This is a genomic window from Herbaspirillum sp. RTI4, assembly GCF_034313965.1.
Taxonomy (GTDB): domain Bacteria; phylum Pseudomonadota; class Gammaproteobacteria; order Burkholderiales; family Burkholderiaceae_D; genus Herbaspirillum.
This window is the reverse complement of the sequence record NZ_JAVIWQ010000002.1, coordinates 1,673,131-1,697,297: the sequence shown is the minus strand read 5'-3', so window position 1 is coordinate 1,697,297 and position 24,167 is coordinate 1,673,131. Positions and strand designations below refer to the sequence as shown.

Sequence of the window (24,167 nt, the reverse complement as noted above, 5' to 3'; positions counted from 1 at the left end):
CGCATTGCCAAAAAACAATAAATAAATTGCTTATGGCAAATTTCGCTTAGTATGGATGTGGGTTTTTTTGTAATTACTGTGGAAATCGCCAGCAAAGCGATCCACATGCACTATGCATTGCTCGCAAGAAAAACATCAGTTCTCCAAGTAGGTAACTATTCAAAGGAGCATGCGATATGAAAATAAGCAATTTGCGTATAGGGCAACGACTTACCCTGAGTTTCAGCCTGATTGTGGCGTTATTGGTGATCATCGCCACACTGACATTTGCCCAGATAGGTGAGCTGAGCAATTCAATCAATAAAATTAACAACGAAAGTTACCCAAAAACCATGCTCGCGCATGTGATTAAGGATCAACTCAACCTGACGGCGCGCAATCTACGCAATTTGCTGCTCTTATCCGATCCGGCCAAGATGAAGCTTGAATCCGACAACATCATCAATACCACCAGAATTATCAGCGAGACCCTCGACAAGCTCAGCCTGCTAGTCAAATCGGAAGAGGGCCGCAACACGATAGCCAATCTGCTGGTTCTGCGCAGTCAGTTTTTGCCGGTCAGAAATAAACTAATCGCACAAATAGCCTTGCCAGAACGCAATAGACAACTTGAGCAAGACATCCTGTTGAATGAAATTCGCCCTGTGCAGGGAGCCTATCTGGCCGGACTCGACCAACTGATCGAACATGAGAGCGCGATGATGACCAAGGCGGGCACTGCCTCTGCCGACAAGGCCAGGCAAACCCAATATCTGGTGCTGATTCTGGCGTTCGCCGCCGTCATCATCAGCGGCATCGTTGCCTGGCTGGCCACGCGCAGCATCACCGTCCCGCTCAACAAGGCGGTGCTGATCGCACGCAAAGTGGCCGACGGCGATCTGAGCAGCGAGATCACGGTCGATTCGAAAGATGAAACCGGTCAGTTGCTCTCGGCACTGCGCGACATGAATAGCGGGCTGGTCAATATTGTGTCGCAAGTCCGTAGCGGTACCTCCGCCATCGCCATTGCCTCGGCACAAATCGCCACCGGCAATCTTGATCTCTCCGGCCGTACCGAAGAACAAGCCAGTTCGCTGGAAGAAACCGCTTCAGCGATGGAGCAGATTACGTCCGCGGTCAACCAAAATGCCGATAATTCACGGCAAGGAAACCAGATGGCCGTCAGCGCATCGGATCTGGCTATCGAAGGGGGAAAAGTGGTCTCCGGCGTGATCGACACCATGGTCGCTATCAGCACCTCTTCACGGAAAATTGTCGACATCATCAGCGTCATTGATGGCATTGCCTTCCAGACCAATATTCTGGCGCTTAATGCCGCGGTCGAAGCCGCTCGTGCCGGCGAACAGGGGCGCGGCTTTGCGGTGGTCGCGTCAGAAGTGCGCAGTCTGGCGCAGCGCTCCGCCGCCGCCGCCAAGGAAATCAAGGCGCTGATTGATGATTCCGTCATCCAGGTCGGCAACGGCACGACGCTGGTACAACAAGCCGGCGCCACCATGGCTGAAGTGGTGGCCAGTATCAAGCGGGTATCCGATATCGTGGCGGAAATCAACGCTGCAAGCCAGGAGCAAAGCAGCGGCATTCAGGAAGTCAACCTCGCCATTACGCAAATGGATGACGTGACTCAGCAAAATGCGGCATTGGTGGAAGAAGCCGCTGCGGCTGCGGCTTCCTTGCGCAGTCAGGCCAGCGAGCTGGAACAGGTGGTCAGCATATTCAAACTGAGTCCGTCATGGAGCGAATCCCCCCCTCATCCGCATGAGCGGACAACGCGGGACATCAGCGGCAAGCATGTTCTGGGTATCGCCTGAATAGCGGAAGCATCCAGGGCCGGTTGATATTTCATTGGTGAGGCATCAACCGGCCTTGGCGAAAAAGCCTGACCGATACAGTCGTCCGGCCATTCGTCAAGCGTTAAGCGTTAAGCGTTAAGCGTTAAGCATTAAGCATTAAGCGCAAGGATCCTGGTCGTCTTACCGGCGGATTCGACGCGATTGCGCCCGCCATGTTTGGCCTGATAAAGTGCCGTATCGGCATGGCCGTAGGCATCCTCGAAATCAATACCCGGTGTACTCCAGCTGACGCCGAAGCTGGCCGTCACCTGATGCGACGGCAGGCAAAGGAATGGGGCATCGGCAATAGCGCGTCGTACCGCTTCCGCGATATCCATGGCGTCTGCCAGATCGATTGCGGGTAACAATACAGTGAACTCTTCCCCTCCCACACGGCCAACATCGCCACGGCCCTGCAAGCTGTGATTCAAGCGGTTGACCAGCTCCCGGATCACGGCGTCGCCAGCGGGATGGCCGAATTCATCATTGATGCGTTTGAAAAAATCGATATCGAGCACGATCAGCGACAGAGAGGATGTCGTCAGAATCTCGTTGGCCCGTTCAAAAATAGCGCCCCGGTTCAAGGCACCGGTCAGATTGTCATGCTTCGCTTTGTAATCGAGCTCTGCGCTGAGTTGCTGTAGTTTGGAGTTGAGTATGTTCAACTCCAGCTCGGTGCGGTCGCTGCGGGCAATCAGCCGGCGGCTTTCTCGCATCAACCGTTGATAATGCCCGGTCAGCTCGATCAAGGCCGAACGGTAACCGTCGGCCGGCGTTTCCTCCGAGGTCAGCGTATCGCAAGCGCGTGCCAGAGCGGCGGTTTCGACATGGAACAGATCTACCGTGTTCGTCAGCACCGCCACCTTCGGTTTCATCTGCTGTTCCATGTGCGATTCCATCAAGTGTTGATCGGATGATCGAGGAAGGTCAGGTCGGAAAAATCTTCATGCAACTCCTGGCCGAATTCAAAGATGGTGTCGTCCTCTGCATCGTGATACCAGTTGAGCGCGACGGGAGTTCCGGTTTTCGCTTTTTCATTGAGCGTATCGAACAGCGAAAACAGCATTTTGGTGCTGGAGCTGTTGAAATAGGCCAATGCGACATGAACGGCAATGGCCTCATCAGGATTTTTTTGCGCCAGATAATCACGGACTGCGGCAATGATGCCGCCCCAGAATGCGGCTGCGTTTTCAGGATAGGACTCGCCCTTGAGTGAAAGACGATGTTCAGAAAAACGGAAGTCCACTTCAGGGGAGCTGGCGCTGGCGGCGATAAAAAGATTATCCATTGTTATAGTTTCGAAAAATATTTTGTCTGATTACCAATAAGCTTCTGATGTCATGGCGCGCCTGATCAGGGCTGCGCCTCAAATCGTCGCCTTTAAATAAAACATCACATTGCCGGCCGCGCTGGCGGGCGTAAATTCGAACTCCAGTGGCGCACTGGCGTCGCGCGCCATGGTCAGCAATCCCAGCCCCGCGCCTTTGCTGTCTTCGGGTGTTTCTGCGCGCAATGTTGCTTTGTATTCGCGCTTGATTTCATCGATGGTGAGTGAACGTACATGCTCCAGTCTTTCTCGCAGACGTTCCGCAATTTCTATCTTGACCGGATTGGCGCAATGTAAAAAGTAATGCTCGCCCTTGGCCGAAATACATACGGAACCATGACGCATTCCTTCCGTGCCATGGCCGACTCTTTCAAAAAAATCGGCGGAGTAATGAATGATGTTTTGCGCCATCTCCACAAACGAAGAAAACAGCTTGCGCCGTGTCATGCCCTCGGCGCCGACATATTCGATACGCGTCTTTACGGCTTCCGCCATGGCAGAAATAATATTTTGCGAAAAATACCCGACATAATAAAAAATGACGTCCTGTCGCCCCGGACATTGACACAGGGCATCCCATTCCTGGCCTATCGTTTTGCTTTCCATCTGTCGCTGTAATCCTGTCATGGTTCAGTATTCAATCAAGGCGAAAGCCAAAAAAAGTTAAATCATCGCGACGACGGTGTTGGCCCTGATAGCTGCTTTGTTCCAGCATGAGAGTTTCTGCCAGCAAGGCCATCGGCAAATCACGATGCCGCAGCAAACCATCGCGCAGGCGCTGTTTGCCGAAGGCGATATTTTTGCCCCCGCCAATCTGGTCGATGATGCCGTCGGTCATCGTAAAAATGATGGTGCCAGGGGCCAGTTGCAGCGTACGGTTAGCCCAGCGCATCGCGTTTGAGGTGCCGACATACCCTAGCCCGACGCGTTCTCCATCGATAGTCTCGACTTCCTTCGCCTCGGCCGACAGCGTCATCATGGGCATTTTTGCGCTGGCCGAAGTGAGCTGCCGGGTGCGGCTGTCGAACCACATGAAAATCGCGTCCATGCCGTCATCGGAATCCGACAAACGATCATCCACGGAGTGCTGACCCAATACCTGTTTCATGCCGCGATTGACTTCGCCCATCAGCAATCCGGGGTCCTTGGGGCCATGCCGGCCGATCGCCTGCGTCAGTGCGGAGGAGGCGATCAGCGTCAGGAATGCGCCCGGCACGCCATGCCCGGTGCAGTCGGCAACGGCGGCGAACCAGCCATCGGGGAAGCGTTCGAAATGATAAAAATCACCGCCCACCACATCCCGCGGCTCCCAGACCAGACAGGCATCGCCCAGAGCGGCGCTCATGGCACCGCGCGAAGTGCTGAGCATGGCCCGCTGAATCACGCTGGCGTAGTCGATACTTTGCATGACCTGGTGGTTTTTTTCCGATTGCAAATCGACCATCTTGCGCATCAGGTCGAGGCCGGAACCCAGTCCGATAAAACGCGCGTCTTCCACAATCATGAAACCATCGGCCAGTGTCTTGTCGCCTGAATCGACTGCCAGCGCGGCCAGCATTTCGATGGAGGTGTCGGCGCTGACAATCAGCGGATCTTTGTCCATGAAAGCGATGCAGGTTTTCTTTTCATACAGTTCGCGGTGGTAGGGCCGGGACATTTGCGACATGAAGATATGGCGACTGATCAGTCCCATTGGCCGTTCGTTTTCCAGCACGGGCAAACTGATCAGTTCGCGGTGTCTGCTGAATACTTCCAACACTTTTTCGTTGGTGTCATCTGAGGTGACGTTGGGTACGGCGATGGCCAGATCGCGCGCCGACAGCGGTTGAAACAATCGGCTTGAAGCCGGCATCAAACTGAAATCCGTTTCCATTTTTACAGTCCTTGACGTGGGTATGAGCACCCACTACCAAAGGCGACATGTTAGCCCTGCTGTGTTACCGGCGTATGACGATGTCAGGCATGATGAGCGGCGTTACCGCGTCAGAGGGGAGGATGCAAGGACTAAAGCGGAAATACATCGGGGGAAAAAGTTTGCTGGCCGGGAACGGCTACGCCTTCTTCGTCAAAAATCCAGAACTGATTTTTCCCGGCGCGTTTGGCGCGATACATTGCCGTATCGGCGCGCGCGAGCAATTGTGCGGCAGTCACGTCAACGCCGCCAGAGATGGCAATGCCAATCGAGGCGGCCAGTCTGAAGGTATGGCCTTCGATGAGGAGCGGCATACCAATTTCCGACAGAATTTGCCTGGCGACACTGATGCCAACATCGACAGCGGCGTCCACATCGGCCAGCAGCACAACGAACTCATCGCCGCCAAAACGGGCAACGATATCGACGCGCCGGCGACCTTGCAACAAGCGCTTGCCGACTTCGCGCAAGGTGGCGTCGCCAGCTTCATGGCCGAAGCGGTCGTTAATCGGTTTGAAGTCGTCCAGATCGCAAAACAGGAGCACGAAACGGGAACCGTCTCGTTCTGCCTTCTCCAGGGCCTGTTTCAAACGATCTTCCAGATAGGCGCGGTTATACAAGCCGGTCAGTGAATCGTTGTGCGCCATGTATTCCAGTCGCCCTTCGCTCGCTTTCAGTGCAGCATCCTGCTCTCGCAACCGTCCGATCAGGTAATTGAAGCCAATCACCAGATAGCCGACTTCATCCTTGCGCCTGATGTGCAAAGGTTCCAGCGCCCGCTTGCCGTCGGCCATATCGCGCATGGCGTGCGCCGCATCCAGCAGCGGCTTGAGGATGTAAGGCAGCGACAGGAACAGTATCAACAGCAGCAGGGCAAGTAAGCCTACTGTAGCTTTGAAGAAGAAGCCGCTCATGGTCCTGAGTGGCTGGAACAGCTCTTCCAGCGGAACATGCACAACGACAAACCAATCGGTGCCCGGCACAGAGGCTACGGTAGAAAGTTTTTCCACACCCATTGTCGAGATCGTCGTTTCCGTGCCGCGAAAACCCGCCATCGCACGGTCGTGCAACAGGTTGATTCCCGAAGCCGGGGTCGACTTGAGTACCATCGCTGGATCGGAAGAGGCGACAAATAATTTATCCTCAGCGGAAATCAAAAGAATTCCGCCATGTGCGCTGAAACGCGTGTCCTGGAACAAGTCGAGAAAACCCGGCGCATTCAATTCAACCACACCGGCCAGCACCGCCACCACACGCTGTTCGGTATCCCGCACCGGCACCGCCATGATCAGAACCGGCTTGCCACTGGCCCGACCATATTGCGGTTGGCTCATGGAATGTACGTCACCATTGAGCGCCTTCCTGAACCAGCGCTCATCCACAAAATTTTGTTTTGCGCGCTTGGCCAGAGAGGGATAATCCGCCAGCAGGCGACCGTCCGGCGTCAACACCAGCAAGCCAAGACTGAATAAAGGATTGAGCTGTTGCCGCTCTTTTAACCATTGCGACAAGGCGGCCGGACGCTGTAATTCCTCTGAAGGCAAGGACGCCGACAAGCGGGAAAGGAAGGCATGGCGCGCCGTCAGCCGTTGATCGACATCACGCGCAATATAAGTGGCAATGGAGGATTGCTCGCGGGTCGCCACATCCCGCAGCAAACTCTCGGCATACGGGACAGCAAAGAACACGCGGAAGAGAAATCCAATGGCCAGGAGCGCCAGTGTCAGCGCTGCAAGACGAAATTTAATAGTGTGCAACGGTGATACCACCCTTGAGCCCGAAATAGATGCTGAAAAAACAGCGACATCATTCATGTTGTTCGAATGAGTATGATTCGGATCGCCGGACGTAACTGCCGGCACCAAGTGATTCGCGCTTAAATTCTAATCGATTTAGCGCGTTAGATTGAACATATTCCAGAAATAATGCTATTTATATTGTGATTTTTAGTGTTGTTTTTGTTTTTTTCAAATCTCATATAAATTAGCTGTCACGAGAGACGCACTGGTCGCCCGGCCAAATGTAAGTTCTCTTACAGAAACTTACTTACAGACCAAGTGCATGTGTAGTACAAGTAAAGTATCAAAACAAAGACCCGCACAATAACCCGGGCATCCCGGCAATCCTGCCTAGCGACATGAACGAAATGGAGTTTGCATGAAAAACAAGATAATCGTTTCAGCCCTCATTGCCGCCACCCTTTGCACGGGTAACCTGGCGTTCGCCCAAGATAACGGCCGTAGAAATGACCAGCATGAGCAGCAACGGGGAGATGATCGTGGCGGCAACGATCGCCGCAATGACCATGACGACCGTGACCACCGCGACAACCGGGATGACCACCGTGGCCCGCAAGGCCGCCCTGATTTCAGAGGCGATGAGCGCGGCGCAGGCCCGGATCACGCCTTCCGTCGCGGCAATCGCCTGCCGCCACAATACCGCGAACGCCAGTATGTGGTGGACGACTGGCGCGGGCACCGCTTGAGTGCGCCTCCACGCGGCTACCATTGGGTGCAGACCGGCGGCGACTATGTTCTGGTAGCCATCGGCACCGGCATCATCATGCAATTGTTGTTAGGTCATTAAACAGTCATCAACGCCCCTTGGCTTTGCAAGTTGCTAATTGCAAAAACACCGGGAGCGGTCTTATCGAACCGGATTGCGATTTCCTGCAATCCGGTTTTTTAATGTTTCCCGACGAAAACCAATGCCTGCGCCAGTCCGACAACGTGGTGATCGGCCGCGTATTGCGCCAGCGGCATTCCTGCCTGGAAATCTGCGAGCAAAACTGGATGCAAAAATAGAATCGAACCAGTCAGCCGCACCATCCTGCTCCGGGAAAACCCGCCGTATTAACGGGAAAATGATAAAAATTCGCGAAGATGCACCATAAATCCATTAATAATCATTTAATATGTTTTTTTAAAATCAATTTAGAATGATTTTAACAAGTGAAAATGCGACAGCAAGAGCCTATAATTGCCCACAAAATATGCATCCAGCAACATATCTGGTTGAAACTCCTCTCAAAATAATATCCTCCTGTCAGTCTTATGCGAAGATGCGCCCTCCCCTGCATCAAGATCAATAGATTCAAAGGAATTGCTAAATCGACCGGACTAATCTTTTGATTATTTTTGAAAATCATATTTCGGACAACCTATGTCTTTAACCCGCCTGTTCTGGCTTATCTCCTTTGCCTTGATGTCACTTTGCCTTTTGCTGACGGCAGGTCTGGTGGCGACGCAATGGGGTTCCTATAAAGACGGGGCAGCAAGCATTAACGTGATTGATGATCTCAGACTGTCGCTCAAGGTCATGGAGTTGATTTCGGTAGAGCGTGGCCCGGCCAACAGTCTGTTGGGGACGGATAGGGATGAGGCACCGGAAGCACGCCTCCGGCTAAGTACGGCTCGCTCCAACAGCGATCAGGCTATCAAGAACATGCTCGACGCGATGCAGGCCGCTCACCGTGCGGATTATCAGCCGGTCATCGCTAATATTTTGTCCCTGCGTGAAGAGCTGACGCAGGCCCGTCTGAATGTAGACCGACTGGCGGCGATGCCTCTCACCTCGCGCAGCGCTGCCGCGATCAAAGAGGCAGTCGATTCGATGATTGCTCTGATCCGGCACTCTTTGCAGGCCAACAGTGATCTGTCTGTCCGTACCTTAAAAGTCGATCCCTCGTTGCGCGATGGTATCGACGGCGTGCGCCTGGCCGCTCACCTGCGAGAGTATGCCGGCCAGATCGGCTCCAAATTCACCGGCGCCGTAGCGGCCCACAGGCCACTGCAATCGAGCGAAATAATCGACATCGCCAAATTGGAAGGACGCGCTGAGCAGATGCGCGAAATTCTTGCCCTGCGACGGCACGATCATCAAAGCAGCCCCGCTATACAAGCGGCGCTACTAGCCATCAATACCGAGTATTTCAACAAAGGTCTGCCGATGCTCAACGGCCTGATAGATATCGGACTCCAATCAGGCAACTACGGCATCACTACCAGCCAGCTGGCGCAACGCTACGTGCCAACCATGAAGAGCATTCTCAATCTGCGCGATCTGCTACTCAGTGACACTCGCCATGAAGCAGAGATTCATGTCGCCCGGGCCAAACAGGCGCTCGCCGCAACGATAGGCATCGGCACCCTGTCGCTGCTGATTTTTTATGTACTACTGCGCACCTTCTATCGACGCATCATCACTCCCGTGCTGGAGTCGACGAATTTGTTCGTCTCGCTGGCCAACGGTGAACTGCATAAGGAAATACCGCGACCAACCGGCGTCTATGAAATCAGCAACCTGTTCAGGGCAATGGAAGCATTCAAAGCCAGTTGCATTGCTCGCGTTTTCCTCGAAGAGGAACGTGAAGCGCTGATCACCCAACTACAGAACTCTTCGGATACCGACTTCCTGACCGGACTACTCAATCGTCGCGCCTTTTTCCTGCAGGGCGAACAAATTTTTGCCACGGCGCAGCGCTATGGCACTGAACTGTCGCTGATATTGATGGATATCGATCACTTCAAGCAGGTCAACGACGATCACGGCCATCAAAACGGCGACGAAGTACTCAAACATGTTGCCGAGTTATGTCGCCTGATCTACAGGAAATCCGATATCGTGGTCCGTTACGGTGGAGAAGAATTCCTGATGCTGCTGCCGCATACGAGTCTGATAGAAGCAAGCCACGTCGCTGAAAAAGTTCGCCAGGCGCTGATGACGGCCAGCATCCAACTGGTTTCCGGGGATGCGCTACGCGTCAGCGCCAGCTTCGGTGTGGCCGAATACAACGACGACAGCAGCCTCGACATACTCATCTGGCGCGCCGATCAGGCCCTCTATCAGGCCAAGAACAATGGCCGCAATCAGGTCCAGGAAGCTGCTTTGACTGCGTTAACGAACACCTGAATGTAGTGCGCTAAACTTGCCGCATCCTTCTGACAGGCAAAGGTGCGCCCTTGTGATGTCGTCCCTTCAATGACTTTTCCACGACTTCCTGACGCGATCAATTGACGATGCACACGATAGAAAACCAAGAACCAGCCATGCCCTCCTTCGGCACGATCACCAGGGAGTCGGTTGATGTGGCGCAAAAACATCTGCACGACATACTTAGCATTGCGATTGAGCATGCACCCCCGCGTGTCGCCGTAGTGGTGGCCGATACGCGTTGCGAACTCGCAGTCGTCCTGACAGCAGCCTATCGGCGCTGCCTGCCAACGGCAAACTTTATCGATTTTGATACGGTCACGCCGGACGCTATCCTGGCTGCTTTCGCCCTGCTGGAAGCCGGCGATCTGGTGATACTGATTCAATCCACCAATTTTCGGCTTGAGGCTTTCCGCCTGCGCGTCGAGCTGTTCAAGCGTTCGCTCAAGGTCATAGAGCATCCCCATCTGTCGCGCATGACCGGCTCACAAGCCGACTACTACATCAATTCACTGGCCTATGACCCGACGTACTACCGCGACCTTGGCTATGCCCTGAAAGCGCGCATTGATCGCGCGCACGGCGGCGTGGTCGATAGCGGCGGTGAGCGTCTGGTCTTTGCCGGGCCGTTCGAGTCGGCAAAGCTGAACGTCGGCGACTACCGCGAAATGAATAACGTCGGTGGCCAGTTCCCGATAGGAGAAGTGTTTACCGAAGCGCAAGACCTGGAGACGGTCAACGGGCGCGTACGCATTTTTGTTTTTGGCGACACCTCATTTCGGGTCAACAAACCGGAAAAAGCCATTACCTTGGTGATTACCAAAGGCCGGGTGAGCGAGGTGATGGACTCCACACCGGATTTCGATCAGGTGATAGCCGAGATTCGGGCCGATGAGGGCGAGGTGTGGTTGCGCGAGCTCGGCTTTGGCATGAACCGTGCGTTTTCACGGGAGCGAATGGTCGACGATATTGGCACCTACGAGCGGATGTGCGGAATCCATCTGTCGCTCGGAGCCAAGCATGGGGTCTATAACAAGGCCAATATCCGGCGTGCGACTGCGCGTTATCACGTTGACGTGTTTGCGGTGACGGAGGCGGTTTACCTTGATGACGAGCTTGTGTATCGGGATGGGGCCTGGCGGGTTTGACGAGGGAATCGCCACCCTGTTTTTGATGTATGCCTCCAAGAATGCCCCAAAAAAAACGTGGCAGTCGGCAGCCAATAGTCATAGGCAATAGGCAATAGGCAATAGGCAATAGGCAAACTTTGGCGCTATAGACGTAAAAAAGCCCCTAAGTCGTTGATTACTTAGGGGCTTTTTTGCAAACTTAGACAACGTTTGCTATGTACTTGGCGGAGAAAGGGGGATTCGAACCCCCGGTAGGCTATGAACCTACACACGCTTTCCAGGCGTGCGACTTAAACCACTCATCCATCTCTCCTGTATTCTTCTTCGCTTTTAACGAAGCCGCTTATTATAGCAAAAAATCCCCGCGGAATCGACCCTTTATGTAAATGTCTCACCACCTTGCATGAGGATGGCGGATACCATCTCCTTGACGCGCAGGAAATTGGATATCGACATGATCAGTCTGCGCCATATCTCGGAGAGTAAGGGCCATACAAAATGCCATTCTTGCTGCCGGCGGCCAGCAATCGTTCGCTGGTTATTCCCGCCATCTTGTGACTTGCCTCCGTCACATTGTTAATCACTTGATTAATGGCCGCCGACACCAGTATCCCGACTAAACCTCCGACCGAAGTATTCCCCCCTTCTTCACTAGAGGCGGATGCGGAACCATCCCAGAGCAGCACGCCGCTTTTCAGATCCAGTAATTTGGCATCGGCCGTTACCGTCACGACACTTTTAATGATCCGATAGGAAGCGCCGTACTGCTTTACGGTGACATACAAAGCCGCATCGGCACCGAAAATTTCCTGTAGCTTGGCGGGCGGAATTCCCTGAATATCAGAGGCGTTGCTCAATCCGTTGCGTTTGAGCGTTTCGTCGATCAGGGCACCGTTGTTGCAGCTCCTTGCCGTAGCCCCGCTACCACGCATCGCTGTGCCTAGGCAGTCACCGCCTGCCGCGCGTTCGCACTCGTCAATGAACCGTCAACAGACCCCAGTGACGTCACAAAATTTTGAAGCATAAAAAAACCGCGCCATCACAAGGATGAGCGCGGTTCAGGATGAATCTCGTGCAGTTGAATCGGGAATGCTACTCCGGCAAGAATCAGCCGGAGCTGATGTGACTATTGCGCTTCTTTGAGCTGATCCAGAATGGCCGGATTTTCCAGTGTGGAAATATCCTGCGTAATCTCATCGCCCTTGGCCAGTACTCGCAGCAGGCGCCGCATGATCTTGCCGGAACGCGTTTTCGGCAAGTTGTCGCCGAAACGGATTTCCTTCGGTTTGGCAATGGGGCCGATTTCCTTGCCGACCCAGTCGCGCAATTCCTTGGCGAGCTGTTTGGCTTCTTCGCCGGTAGGACGCGAACGCTTTAGCACCACGAAAGCGCAGATCGATTCGCCGGTAGTGGCGTCCGGTTTGCCGACCACGGCAGCTTCCGCCACCATAGGATGCGCCACCAGCGCGGATTCGATTTCCATCGTCCCCATGCGGTGACCCGAGACGTTCAACACATCGTCGATACGGCCGGTAATCGTGAAATAACCGTTCTCGGGATTGCGTATCGCGCCGTCGCCGGCGAGATAAATATGGCCACCCAGTTCTTCAGGGAAATAGCTTTTCTTGAACCGTTCAGGATCGTTCCAGATCGTGCGGATCATCGACGGCCACGGACGCTTGATGACCAGAATGCCGCCGCTGCCGTTGGGCAGTTCATGCCCGGTTTCATCGACGATCACTGCCATGATGCCGGGCAAGGGTAAGGTGCAGGAGCCCGGCACTTGCGGCGTCGCGCCGGGCAAGGGCGAAATCACATGTCCGCCGGTTTCGGTTTGCCAGAACGTATCGACGATGGGACAGCGCTCCCCGCCAATATTTTTGTAGTACCACATCCAGGCTTCAGGATTGATCGGTTCGCCGACCGATCCCAGCAGCCGCAGCGAGCTCAGATCGTATTGACTCGGATGGATTTTTTCGTCCGCTTCCGCCGCCTTGATCAGGGAACGGATGGCAGTAGGTGCTGTGTAGAAAATGGTGGCCTTGTGCCGCTGAACCATGTCCCAGAAACGTCCCGCATTCGGATAGGTCGGCACGCCTTCGAAGATGATCTGCGTAGTGCCCGAGGCCAACGGGCCGTAGGTGATATAGGTATGCCCGGTGATCCAGCCGATATCGGCGGTACACCAGTAGATATCGTCGGGCTTGATGTCGAAGGTCCACTGCATCGTCAGCTTGGCCCACAGCAGGAATCCGGCGGACGAGTGCTGCACGCCCTTGGGTTTGCCGGTCGAACCCGAGGTGTAGAGAATGAATAAGGGATGTTCCGCATCGACGGCAACGGCTTCGCAGGTATCGGCTTCATCGGCGACGATCTCGTGCATCCAGAGGTCGCGGCCTTCTGTCCATGCGCCCTGACCGCCTGTGCGTTTATAAACGATGACATTGCGAATCGTGTCGCAGCCGCCAATTGCGAGCGCTTCGTCGACAATCGCTTTGAGCGGCAAATGCTTGCCGCCGCGCACTTGTTCGTCGGCGGTGACTACGACCACTGCGCCGGCATCGACGATACGTTCATGCAGCGATTTGGCGGAGAAGCCGCCGAATACCACCGAATGCGTTGCGCCGATGCGGGCGCAGGCTTGCATGGCGACCACGCCTTCGATCGACATCGGCATATAGATAACGACACGGTCGCCCTTGACTACGCCCCGCGCCTTGAGCGCATTGGCGAAGCGGCAGACCTTTTGATGCAGTTCGCGGAAACTGACCCGCGCAACTTTGCCGTCGTCGGTCTCGAAAATGATGGCGGTCTTGTCAGCGTTGCCATTACTGAGATGCACATCAAGGCAGTTGTAAGAGACATTGAGCTGGCCGTCTTCGAACCATTTGTAGAAAGGCGCGTCGGCTTCGTTCAGCGTTTTAGTAAACGGCTTACTCCACTGCAATTGTTCGCGAGCGAGGCGAGCCCAAAAACCCTCATAGTCCTGCTCGGCTTCGGCGCACAGTGCGTGGTAAGCCTCCATGCCGGAGATATTGGCTTGCCGTACAAACTCGGCTGGGGGAAGAAAAACGCGGTTTTCCTGCTTGAAGGTTTCGATGTCAGCCACAATGGGTCTCCTGCCGGTGAACTGGTTATTGTAATGTTTTAAGTCACAGTAGACTTTTACTCTTACTGAGTCCTTACACAATTTTCCTTGCGAACGGTCAGCATGGGCCGGTTCGGCTCAGGCAAGTGTACGCGCGAAGCAAGGTGCCGGCGTGTAAAATAGCAGGCTGCCAGCAGGCCCGTGGAACTTCCGGGCTTAAGGCAATAATGAATATTCCCACTCCGCTTTTCAGCACAGCATCCAAGGAAAGATTCAGATTACACATGGAAAATATGCCCACTCCCTCTGACGCAACAAAGACAGCACCGGCAATCGGCTGGCTGCCAAAAATCATTTTCATGAGCCGCTGGCTGCAATTACCGCTGTACCTGGGGCTGATTCTGGCGCAGTGCGTCTATGTTTATCATTTCTGGGTCGAACTGAGCGATCTGATCGGCGCGGTCTTTGGCAATATGCAATCGCTGGCGCATATCCTTGATGCGGTGGCCGTCAACGGTATGCCGCGACCAACTTCGCTCAACGAATCGACCATCATGCTGGTGGTGCTGGGTCTGATTGATGTGGTGATGATTTCCAATCTGCTGATCATGGTGATCGTCGGCGGCTACGAAACCTTCGTTTCGCGCATGAATCTGGAAAGCCACCCAGACCAGCCGGAATGGCTGTCGCACGTCAATGCCTCAGTGCTGAAAGTCAAACTGGCGACGGCGATCATCGGCATCTCCTCTATCCATTTGCTGAAAACCTTCATCAATGCCAACGCCTATGATGTCAAGGCACTGGTGGCGCAAACCGCGATCCACCTGACCTTTCTCGTCTCTGCACTGGCCATCGCCTATTGCGACAAGCTGATGTCGCACACGCTGCCACAGAAAGAACATTGAACCAGATCGCCCTATTGCATCAGCCCTGCCCCCTCATATCCACTCGAGAAAACCAGCCATGACCATCATCAAGCAAGACGATCTCATCGAATCCGTCGCCGCCGCTCTGCAATACATCAGCTACTACCATCCGGCCGATTACATCCAGCATCTGGCGCGTGCGTATGAAAGCGAGCAAAGTCCTGCGGCCAAGGATGCGATTGCGCAAATCCTGACCAATTCACGCATGTGCGCGGAAGGAAAACGGCCTATCTGTCAGGACACGGGCATCGTTAACGTCTTCCTGAAAGTCGGCATGGGCGTGCGCCTGGAAGGCTTCTCCGGCTCGGTCGCGGATGCGGTCAATCAAGGCGTGCGACAAGGCTATCTGAATCCCGACAATGTGCTGCGTGCGTCCATCGTGGCAGACCCGCATTTCGACCGTAAAAATACCAAGGACAACACCCCTGCTGTCATTCACATGGAACTGGTCCCTGGCAACACCATCGATGTGCGCATCGCAGCCAAGGGCGGCGGATCGGAAAACAAGAGCAAGATGGTGATGCTCAATCCTTCCGACTCCATCGTGGACTGGGTATTGAAAACCGTCCCGACCATGGGCGCCGGCTGGTGTCCTCCGGGCATGCTGGGCATAGGTATCGGCGGCACAGCAGAAAAAGCCGTGCTGATGGCCAAGGAAGTGTTGATGGAAGATATCGACATGTACGACTTGCTCAAGCGCGGCCCGAACGACAAGCGCGAGGAATTGCGCATCGAACTGTTTGAAAAAGTGAACGCACTCGGTATCGGCGCGCAAGGACTGGGCGGTCTGACCACGGTGCTGGACGTCAAGATCATGATGTACCCGACCCATGCCGCCTCGAAGCCAGTGGCGATGATCCCGAACTGCGCCGCGACCCGTCACGGCCACTTCGTGCTGGATGGTTCCGGCCCGGCCTACATGGAGCCGCCGTCGCTGTCGGACTGGCCGGCCGTGCACTGGACGCCGGACACTGAAAAATCGCAACGCGTGAATCTGGACACGCTGACCAAGGAAGAAGTCGCCGCCTGGAAACCGGGGCAAACACTTCTGTTGAACGGCAAGATGCTGACCGGTCGCGACGCCGCGCACAAACGCATTCAGGAGATGCTGGCCAAGGGTGAAAAACTGCCGGTCGATTTCACCAACCGCGTCATCTATTACGTTGGCCCGGTCGATCCGGTACGCGATGAAGTCGTCGGTCCGGCCGGCCCTACTACCGCCACGCGCATGGATAAATTTACCGACATGATGCTGGAACAGACCGGCTTGATTTCCATGATCGGCAAGTCCGAGCGCGGCCCTGAAGCGATCGAATCCATCCGCAAACACAAATCGGCCTACCTCATGGCCGTCGGCGGTGCGGCCTATCTGGTGTCGAAAGCAATCAAATCGGCGCGGGTACTGGGCTTTGCCGATCTGGGCATGGAAGCGATTTATGAATTCGATGTCAAGGATATGCCGGTCACAGTCGCCGTCGATTCCAACGGCGTCTCGGTCCATAACACCGGCCCGCAAGAGTGGAAAGAACGGATCGCCAGCCACTCAGCGCTGAGCAAGATTCCCGTTTCCGTTCAGTAAATAAAGAGTAGCGCCGATAAGATGAAGAACGCCGATTTGCCGCAGACTACGCCCTTGATCTCAGCCAAGGGCGCTGATGCGCCGATCGGCGTTTTCGATTCCGGCGTGGGCGGCTTGTCGGTTCTGCGGCACATCCAGCAGGCGCTGCCGGGCGAGCATCTGCTGTATTTCGCCGACTCCGGCTTCGCCCCTTATGGCGAGCGCAGCGACAGTGACATCGTCACCCGCTCGCTGGCCGTTGCCGCCTTCCTTCTGGATCGCAAGGTCAAAGCGCTGGTAGTGGCTTGCAATACCGCCACCGCCGCCGCCATTCAAGCGCTGCGTGCGCGCTATCCGGCGCTGATCCTCATCGGTGTAGAACCCGGACTGAAGCCGGCTGCGCTGCAAAGCACATCGAAGATCGTTGGTGTGTTTGCTACCCGCAGCACCGTCGCCAGCAAGCGCTTTCTAGCCTTGCGCGATCAGATCGGTGCAACGACTGGCGTGCGCTTTATTACACAGGCCTGCGTCGGACTGGTAGAGCAAATCGAAAAGGGAGAGCTTCATTCGCCCCAGACTGCCCTGCTGCTGCACCGCTACCTGACGCCGTTGCTGGAACAGGGTGCCGATACGCTGGTGTTGGGTTGTACCCATTACCCCTTCGTGAGCGCACTGATCACCGAGTTGCTGGATGCCGAGGGGAAAACCGGATTCCGTCTTATCGATACCGGACAGGCGGTGTCGCGGGAATTGCGACGTCAATTGCATATTGCTGGCCTGGAAAATCCGTCCACTCAGCCTGGCGTCCTCAATGCATTCACGACGGGCAGCGCGAGCAGTTTGTCCCGGGCTTTCGACGTCCTGCTGACGATCAGCCCATCCGTCTTAGCGATCGAAGCGCAAAAAACAGGGGAGGCGAGCCCATCATTACCGCTAGTTAATACGCTTATTGCCCGCTAAAACCGGTTTTGACGCAGGTTTTTGGTAATTCATTTGCCAGAGTCGCGCCAATTTCGTATAATCTTCTTCTTCGTTAATTCCGTGCGTCAAGTGCGGGATTCCCGGCAGTGGTGGTCGTAGCTCAGTTGGTAGAGTCCAGGATTGTGATTCCTGTTGTCGCGGGTTCGAGCCCCGTCGTCCACCCCACAGAATTGGCAGCAAATAAAAAGAGTTACAGGCTTAAGCTTGTAACTCTTTTTTTATTTTCCACTCTAGAAAAAAGTTCCTGAACCGCTCAGTGACGCGGCAGCCCGGATTGCCGATGTACGGACGCAGTACAGGTGCCTAAATACAAACAGCAAACGTACGAACAACAAGCGGGCAAAGCCAAAGAATAGCCCGGTAATTAAGCCCCAATCACACGCGCCAGACGCATCACTGTCACACCCGGTCCAAGATGGCGCAGCGAAGGCTGCACAATGACGCAGTTGTCGTAAGGCGTGACAATTTCCCGCGCACCGTCACGCGCGATCACGGTACCGGCCTGCCCGATCAGTTCCAGTCCGCGAAAATCCTGCGCAAAGGTGAAATCCATCGTGTCGGCAACGATAGGCTGCGTGACTTGCAGCAAACGCTGAGCGGCAGGTTTTTCCGCCACCAGAAACTCCGCCAGATCCGCCGCCGCAACCACACCGGTCGCAATCAGGAAGCGCGATGCGGCATCCAGCGCGACATCTCGGCTGAGAACCGAAAAATGCTGCCCGGTCTCAATCAGCAAAGCATTCTTGGCACTGGCGGCATCACCAAAACCGCCGTAGTCGCGCATCCGCGTTCCGTTGGGATGACCGGCATCGACAATCACGTTTTCCGGCACGCCGATTTCAGCGGCGAAGCGAATCCCTTTATCCAGCGGGCCACTCATCATCAGCGGCGGCGCTTCTTCGTGCATGGAATGAATATCCAGCAAAAAATCGACACTATCGACGATCGGCCGCAGCGCCCGCGCACGGCGCAGTTCCAGCGAATCATCTGTGCTGTCGAGCCGGGAGGGAGACCAGACGCGGTTCATGTCTTCATCGACAAAACGCGTCGCATCAGGATGAGCGCTGTCGAAACGCGCATAGGCCTCGACATTGCCGAACGCGAGCGTGACGCGGCCTTTTTGCGGACGTAATCTGAGTTGCAACAGCTTGTCGACCGCAATAGCACCGCTGACTTCATTACCATGTGTCAGCGCAACGATCATGACGTGCGGGCCGGCAAGGCCGCTGTCGAAACTATGCACGTAATCGACACCGGCATTCCCGTCTTTCCATTTTAAAATCGCAGGAAAATCGACCTCGATCGGATACGCTTGCAATTGGGCGCGAATGTGTTCCAGGGTATTCATTGAGTCAACTCCCTCTCGAAAAATTGCCGTCGGCCTGTGCTGCCGTACGGTAAAAAAACACTTCTACTAACTACCCCATACCGATACCGGAACCTCTGAGCAAGCCTGGCGAGCAGCACAAGCTCAGGCTAAACAGCGCAGCGGGTTGGGTACAGCGGGCGCTGAAATTGTGTCGCGCAGCAGCTTAATCAGATGCTCCCGCGCCGCGCCATGCGACGGCCAAGGAACCATACGGCGGCAATACTGATGAGCGCCGTCCCCATCACATAAAAACTGGGGGCCAGTTTGCTTCCGGTGGAAGCGATCATCCAGGTCACGATCAGCGGCGCAAACCCGCCGAACAGCGTCACCGAAAAGTTATAGCTCAGCGCCAGCCCGGTACCGCGCGTCCGGGTAGGGAAAATATCGGACAGCATGGCCGGTATCGGCCCTAAAGAAGCGGCAATCAACAAGCCGACCAGCGCCTGCACCATCAGCAGCGTGCCAACCGTCGGCCATTGAGTCAGCGCCAGGAACAGCGGATACGAGGTCAGCCCCACCAGCAGCAATGCGACCGACAGCACGCGAAAGCGTCCGTAACGATCCGACAAGGTACCGAAGATAGGCGCGGTAATCATCAGCACCAGCCCGGTGACCATCGCGCTCAGGAATGAGGACGTGGCGGGGATGTGCAATTGCTTGAGCGCATACGTCGGCATGTACAGCTTATGGACGTAGTTGAATGCCGTTGCGCCGGCAACCACACCGATGGCCAGCACCAGGTTCAGACGGTCATGCACCAGCACTTCGCGCAGCGGCGATTTCTCGGGTTGAACGGCGAGGATTTTTTTGAATTCCGGCGTTTCGTCGATCTGGCTGCGAATGTACAGTCCGACCGGCCCCACCAGCAAACCAAAACAAAAAGCCACCCGCCAGCCCCAGCTTTCCATCTGCATATCGGTCAGCGTATAGCTGAGCAGCGCGCTGATGCCGGCGGCAAGCACGGTGGCCAGCCCTTGCGTTGAGAGCTGCCAGCTGGCGAAGAAACCGCGACGTTTAGCATCGGCATGTTCCACCATGAAAGCAGTCGCCGCGCCAAACTCACCTCCGGTGGAAAACCCTTGCAGCATTCGGGCAACGATGATGAGCAGCGGCGAGGCGATGCCGATCTGGGAATACGTCGGGGCAAAGGCAATCATCGCGGTACCGACCATCATGATCATGATCGACAAGGTCAGCGAGGCCTTGCGTCCGGCCCGGTCTGCATACGATCCTAAAATAATGGCGCCTAGCGGTCGCATGATGAATGAAATGCCAAAGGTGCCGACACTGAGCAGCAGAGAAGTGGTTTCATCTGCGGCGGGGAAAAACAGTTTGGCAATCACGATGGCGAAATAACCGTAGATCAGCAAATCGTAAAACTCGAGCGCATTGCCGATACTCGCTGCGCAAATTTCTTTCCAGGGATTGCGTTTTACGAGGACTGGCTTTACGCCTGATTCGGCGGGATGAAGCGGTGCTGCCATGGTGAGTCTCCGGGATTGTTATGCGTTCCACGCGGCAGCACAGGCATCCGGTGAAGCGCTCTTGTTGATGTCCAGAACTGCAAGAGTAGCGATTGCCACATCGATGTTCCTGCGCCACAAGGCCGCGACTTCTCGCGAACAGCTTGTAGCCCTGTTGGAAACCATATTGATGGACTTGCAGAAGTATAGGGAGCCCGACTCAGGACTCATTGCCGTTTCGGCACAGGCTTGTGCTTTTTGCTACGGATGGGGGACTGACCGCTTGTGCAAGCAGGCGGAAGGGATTCTCAGACGTGTGCAGCGGCATCCGACACCGCACTCTCCCAGATGGCGGCGACCTGCGCGTTAGTGTTGCCGCGCAAACGGCAGAGGGAAATATCGAAGCCGGCACGCATGGCAGCGTCACCGATGACCAGCAACTGCCCCTTCGACAGTTCCTCCTGCACCAGTCGTTTCGGCAGCCACGCCACGCCCGTCCCGCGCTTGGCCATTTCCAGAATCGATTCGTAGGAATCGGCCTGATACGCCATCCGCAGCGACAGTTTTTGCGGCAAACCCGCCAGATGATGGGCCAGCACGCCGCGCAGGGTCAGTGAAGGCGCGAAAGCCAGCCATGGAACCGGCGTCGGGCCGGTAGAGGGAAGTCGGAACTTGGGACGCCCTTTGGTATTCGGGGCGCTGACCGGCAATAGAATTTCGCGGTCGATAGTGATCGACTCAAAGCGCAGTGGATCGATCAACAATCGCGTAGTGGGACTGGAATACATGACCAGCAGATCGGCATCGCCCGCCGACAGACGCATGATCAGCTCTTGCGCTCCGCCGGTGCTGAGCGATACCAGAAACGGCCCGCAACGCTGATTCAGCGCATCGTACCAATCGGGAAAAAATGTTTTGGCTAGCGTGCGGCCGGTGGCAATGCGCAGCGTTTCTTCCGGCCGCAGCGTTGCGTCATGCAATTGAGCGCGGGCCGCATGCAATACATCAATCGTATGCATGGCCGCATCAAGGAACAAGACACCGGCCGGCGTCAGCGATACCGGCTGCTTGCGCTCTACCAGCGCGGCACCAACCCACTGCTCCAGCGCCCGGATACGCCGTCCGAAGGCAGGATGCGTGACGAAACGATTTTCCGCCGCGCGGGAAAAGCTGTGCGTACGCGCCAGCTCGACAAAATCCTCAAGCCATGTCAGTTGCATGCTTCATCCTTTTTTATCCCGGCATCGAGACTGCTTTTGGCCGGTCCTGGCTGGCGCATCAAGATAACAAAATCAAGGCTAAATCTGATCCAAAACTCACATTTATCCCATGCGAAAAACCAACCCGATGAAGTAAAATTTTTCCGCGCATCTCGGCCAGACATGCCAGCAGATGCCACTCCCCGTAACCACATCCCCGGCTGCAACTAGCCAATCTCACCCATCAAGAAAGGTAAGCTGATCATGGAAGAATCCGTATTCGTTGACCCCGAATTTCACGCGCTGATTGTTTTCTGCGTGATCCTGCCGCTTGGCATGTACATCACGCTGATGCGAAAAGATAAAATTCAACGCAGAACCATGCTTTTGTACGGTGTGATTTTCACGCTGACTTCCGCCGCCAGCCTGTTCCTGTTGCGCAGTCTGGCCGAAATCGCCATCCAAACCGTTTCGCTGATAGACGATCTGGTTTTTGCCTCAGGCGTTTCTGTCGCCCTCTATTTGCTGCCGCTTATTTCTGCGGAAATCGGGATCAGTTTAATTTCCCAGGTATTGACAGTACGCCTGGATGACTCCCGGTCCGGCCGCGGTTCGAATTGCCGCTGATATAAAGAGAAGGCGCTCGCGGGCGCCTTCCGAATAATTCCCTGCAATCGAGCAAGCCACCACCTAGCCTTCTTGGGTATGCGCCTTGATCACCGTCACCCGGCTGATGAGAAATTCACCATCAATCACCGTCCTATGCGGTACGCCCAGCACATTGAAGCCGGGGCCGTCCTCCTCAAGCCAGTTACTCGCCAGCAAATCGAATTCCTCGACGGTCATTCCCAGCATTTGCGCTGAAATAACGAATTGCGCCCCTTGGCGCTGCCTGTTGACGACATCTTCGAGTGTGGCCACACGCCCTCCATCCAGTTTGACAAGGGCGCCATCATAACGCGCTTCAAAGTGCATCGGCGCGCGCCTATGGAAAAACCCGTCCCCGTCATTGCCGCTTGAGTCCATGCCGGGTACAAAGACCTGCTGCGCATTATCCGGATGCGCTCTTGCCGCCCAACCCATCCCCGATAGAAAATACTTTGCCTGCCATCAAGGCTTCTCGACAAAACATTGTCAATAATTTCCACATGGCAATAAAATCCCCTTAAAAACGCTTAATTGCAAGCAAGTGCTATCAAAATTATGTTTTATGAGGCAGTACAGCATGTAGAGCTGCTAATATACATTTTTACTTTTTTATTGTTGATGAAAAGTAAGAAAAATAAAAACGCAATACCTTTCGCAAGACTTTTCCATCTGTTCGATGGGCATTGAGTCTGATAAAAAAAACATTAAATAAGACAAACTGACTCCGTGACCCTACGTCCCTTTCTTGCCCATCTGGTAGAAATTACCGGACACCGCGATCACTCCCACCTGGAAATTGCGGTACTTTCTGCCCTCCATCAGTTAACGGGGGTCAGCGGTGTACGCACCCTGGAAATTATTACCGTGCGCGGTGAACTGATGATCCAGCAGAAAACGACACTGGAAGATCTTGCGGTCATCGCCTCCGAATACGCCAGTACCAATGCCGTCAGCCAGGAACCGCTCAGCAATTTCCCGGAATTACTCTCCTGTATCCAACACCGCCTGCAAAGCGCGACAGCGGTCACGGCCAGCGGCGATCATTTACTGTGGCTGCCGGTCTGGCACAACGACAAGGTCAGCATCTGCGTCGAAATTCACAATCTGAAAGCTTACTCGCCAGAAATTCTGGATGTCATCCACGGCATTTTTCAGGTTTATAAAAACTATCACAGCCTGCTCGATTACAGCGAACGCGATGCACTGACAGGCTTGCTGAACCGCAAGACTTTCGATGAACAATTCACCAAAACTACGGCGATCCCATCCAGCGCAGAATTGCGGCCAGACGCTCCTGTCCAACAAGATCGCCGGCAAGAGCTTGAGGACGTCAACACGCAATGGCTGGCCGTCGTTGACATCGACCATTTCAAGCTGGTCAACGATCGTTTCGGTCATTTGTATGGCGATGAAGTCCTGATCCTCATTGCCAATCTGCTCAAAGCCTCATTCCGCACGGAAGACCGCATCTTCCGATTCGGTGGAGAAGAATTTGTCATTCTGCTGCGCTCGACTACGCTGACGTCGGCACAGCGCATCTTCGACCGTTTCCGTCATAACGTGGAGCAGTACGCCTTTCCGCAAGTCGGCAAAGTGACCATCAGCCTGGGCTTTGTCAACATTAAAAGTGAATCCCCCGTCGTCATCTTAGGACACGCCGATCAGGCTTTGTACTATGCCAAAGAAAATGGCCGCAACCAAATTTGCTTCTATGACGAACTGGTGAGCACAGGTTTGCTGCAATCTGAAATCAGCAACGACACCGTAGAATTTTTCTAAGGACAGCACCGGGTTGCGCAGGGGCT

At 54.9% G+C, this 24,167-nt stretch carries 20 protein-coding genes and 2 tRNA genes; 10 read left to right on the top strand and 12 right to left on the bottom strand.

Going from position 1 to position 24,167, the window contains the following annotated elements; all coding sequences use genetic code 11:
* Positions 1-176 precede the first annotated feature (176 nt).
* On the top strand, positions 177-1,808 hold the full coding sequence (locus RGU70_RS07775) for a methyl-accepting chemotaxis protein (protein WP_322208822.1): 1,632 nt from the start codon (positions 177-179) through the stop codon (positions 1,806-1,808).
* 131 nt (positions 1,809-1,939) lie between these two features.
* Here the strand turns inward: RGU70_RS07775 and RGU70_RS07770 are convergent, their stop codons facing one another.
* The 5 genes from RGU70_RS07770 to RGU70_RS07750 form a co-directional block, all read right to left on the bottom strand.
* Positions 1,940-2,716, bottom strand: coding sequence for a GGDEF domain-containing protein (locus RGU70_RS07770; RefSeq protein ID WP_322208821.1), 777 nt, complete (start codon positions 2,714-2,716; stop codon positions 1,940-1,942).
* Between the two features lie 11 nt (positions 2,717-2,727).
* Positions 2,728-3,117, bottom strand: a complete 390-nt coding sequence (locus RGU70_RS07765; RefSeq protein WP_322208820.1) for a DUF1987 domain-containing protein — start codon at positions 3,115-3,117, stop codon at positions 2,728-2,730.
* A 78-nt stretch (positions 3,118-3,195) separates the two neighbouring features.
* Positions 3,196-3,783, bottom strand: coding sequence for a SiaB family protein kinase (locus RGU70_RS07760; RefSeq protein WP_416186489.1), 588 nt, complete (start codon positions 3,781-3,783; stop codon positions 3,196-3,198).
* 10 nt (positions 3,784-3,793) lie between these two features.
* Positions 3,794-5,029, bottom strand: a complete 1,236-nt coding sequence (locus RGU70_RS07755; RefSeq protein ID WP_322208819.1) for a SpoIIE family protein phosphatase — start codon at positions 5,027-5,029, stop codon at positions 3,794-3,796.
* Between the two features lie 131 nt (positions 5,030-5,160).
* Positions 5,161-6,825 carry a diguanylate cyclase domain-containing protein gene (locus RGU70_RS07750; RefSeq protein ID WP_322208818.1) on the bottom strand — a complete coding sequence of 555 codons (1,665 nt, stop codon included), beginning with the start codon at positions 6,823-6,825 and terminating at the stop codon, positions 5,161-5,163.
* Positions 6,826-7,225: 400 nt separating this feature from the next.
* Here RGU70_RS07750 and RGU70_RS07745 point away from each other — a divergent pair, with 400 nt between their 5' ends.
* From RGU70_RS07745 to RGU70_RS07735, 3 genes are all read left to right on the top strand, one after another.
* Positions 7,226-7,654: an RcnB family protein gene (locus RGU70_RS07745; protein WP_322208816.1), complete on the top strand. Its 429-nt coding sequence runs from the start codon at positions 7,226-7,228 to the stop codon at positions 7,652-7,654.
* Between the two features lie 576 nt (positions 7,655-8,230).
* Positions 8,231-9,979 carry a diguanylate cyclase gene (locus RGU70_RS07740; RefSeq protein WP_322208815.1) on the top strand — a complete coding sequence of 583 codons (1,749 nt, stop codon included), beginning with the start codon at positions 8,231-8,233 and terminating at the stop codon, positions 9,977-9,979.
* Between the two features lie 137 nt (positions 9,980-10,116).
* Positions 10,117-11,148: a hypothetical protein gene (locus tag RGU70_RS07735; protein ID WP_322208814.1), complete on the top strand. Its 1,032-nt coding sequence runs from the start codon at positions 10,117-10,119 to the stop codon at positions 11,146-11,148.
* Between the two features lie 204 nt (positions 11,149-11,352).
* Here RGU70_RS07735 and RGU70_RS07730 read toward each other — a convergent pair.
* The 3 genes from RGU70_RS07730 to acs form a co-directional block, all read right to left on the bottom strand.
* Positions 11,353-11,443, bottom strand: a tRNA-Ser gene (locus tag RGU70_RS07730).
* Between the two features lie 145 nt (positions 11,444-11,588).
* A complete protein-coding gene (locus tag RGU70_RS07725) occupies positions 11,589-12,062 on the bottom strand; it encodes a GNA1162 family protein (protein ID WP_322208813.1) in 474 nt (157 codons plus the stop codon).
* Between the two features lie 194 nt (positions 12,063-12,256).
* Positions 12,257-14,239 carry an acetate--CoA ligase gene (gene acs / locus RGU70_RS07720; RefSeq protein WP_322208812.1) on the bottom strand — a complete coding sequence of 661 codons (1,983 nt, stop codon included), beginning with the start codon at positions 14,237-14,239 and terminating at the stop codon, positions 12,257-12,259.
* A gap of 272 nt (positions 14,240-14,511) precedes the next feature.
* Between acs and RGU70_RS07715 the strand changes: the two genes are divergently transcribed.
* The 4 genes from RGU70_RS07715 to RGU70_RS07700 all read left to right on the top strand — a co-directional run bounded on the left by RGU70_RS07715 (position 14,512) and on the right by RGU70_RS07700 (position 17,848).
* Positions 14,512-15,123 (top strand): YqhA family protein, encoded by a 612-nt coding sequence (locus RGU70_RS07715; protein ID WP_322208811.1) that lies wholly within the window; start codon positions 14,512-14,514, stop codon positions 15,121-15,123.
* 58 nt (positions 15,124-15,181) lie between these two features.
* Complete coding sequence (locus RGU70_RS07710; RefSeq protein WP_322208810.1) at positions 15,182-16,723, top strand: fumarate hydratase; 1,542 nt, start codon at positions 15,182-15,184, stop codon at positions 16,721-16,723.
* A 21-nt stretch (positions 16,724-16,744) separates the two neighbouring features.
* Positions 16,745-17,662, top strand: a complete 918-nt coding sequence (murI, locus tag RGU70_RS07705) for a glutamate racemase (RefSeq protein WP_322208809.1) — start codon at positions 16,745-16,747, stop codon at positions 17,660-17,662.
* Positions 17,663-17,772: 110 nt separating this feature from the next.
* Positions 17,773-17,848, top strand: a tRNA-His gene (locus RGU70_RS07700).
* A 199-nt stretch (positions 17,849-18,047) separates the two neighbouring features.
* On the opposite strand, the gene RGU70_RS07695 is transcribed toward RGU70_RS07700, so the two are convergent.
* From RGU70_RS07695 to RGU70_RS07685, 3 genes are all read right to left on the bottom strand, one after another.
* Positions 18,048-19,031 (bottom strand): M14 family metallopeptidase, encoded by a 984-nt coding sequence (locus tag RGU70_RS07695; RefSeq protein WP_322208808.1) that lies wholly within the window; start codon positions 19,029-19,031, stop codon positions 18,048-18,050.
* Positions 19,032-19,219: 188 nt separating this feature from the next.
* Positions 19,220-20,536, bottom strand: coding sequence for an MFS transporter (locus tag RGU70_RS07690; RefSeq protein ID WP_322208807.1), 1,317 nt, complete (start codon positions 20,534-20,536; stop codon positions 19,220-19,222).
* A gap of 287 nt (positions 20,537-20,823) precedes the next feature.
* Positions 20,824-21,735 (bottom strand): LysR family transcriptional regulator, encoded by a 912-nt coding sequence (locus RGU70_RS07685; RefSeq protein ID WP_322208806.1) that lies wholly within the window; start codon positions 21,733-21,735, stop codon positions 20,824-20,826.
* A 243-nt stretch (positions 21,736-21,978) separates the two neighbouring features.
* Between RGU70_RS07685 and RGU70_RS07680 the strand changes: the two genes are divergently transcribed.
* Complete coding sequence (locus RGU70_RS07680) at positions 21,979-22,341, top strand: hypothetical protein (protein ID WP_322208805.1); 363 nt, start codon at positions 21,979-21,981, stop codon at positions 22,339-22,341.
* A 63-nt stretch (positions 22,342-22,404) separates the two neighbouring features.
* Here RGU70_RS07680 and RGU70_RS07675 read toward each other — a convergent pair whose 3' ends face one another.
* The gene (locus RGU70_RS07675; RefSeq protein ID WP_322208804.1) at positions 22,405-22,635 is read right to left on the bottom strand and encodes a hypothetical protein; all 231 of its coding nucleotides are present in this window, start codon (positions 22,633-22,635) and stop codon (positions 22,405-22,407) included.
* Between the two features lie 453 nt (positions 22,636-23,088).
* On the opposite strand from RGU70_RS07675, the gene RGU70_RS07670 reads away from it, so the two are divergent.
* Positions 23,089-24,141: a GGDEF domain-containing protein gene (locus tag RGU70_RS07670; RefSeq protein ID WP_322208803.1), complete on the top strand. Its 1,053-nt coding sequence runs from the start codon at positions 23,089-23,091 to the stop codon at positions 24,139-24,141.
* The last annotated feature ends 26 nt before the right edge of the window (positions 24,142-24,167 follow it).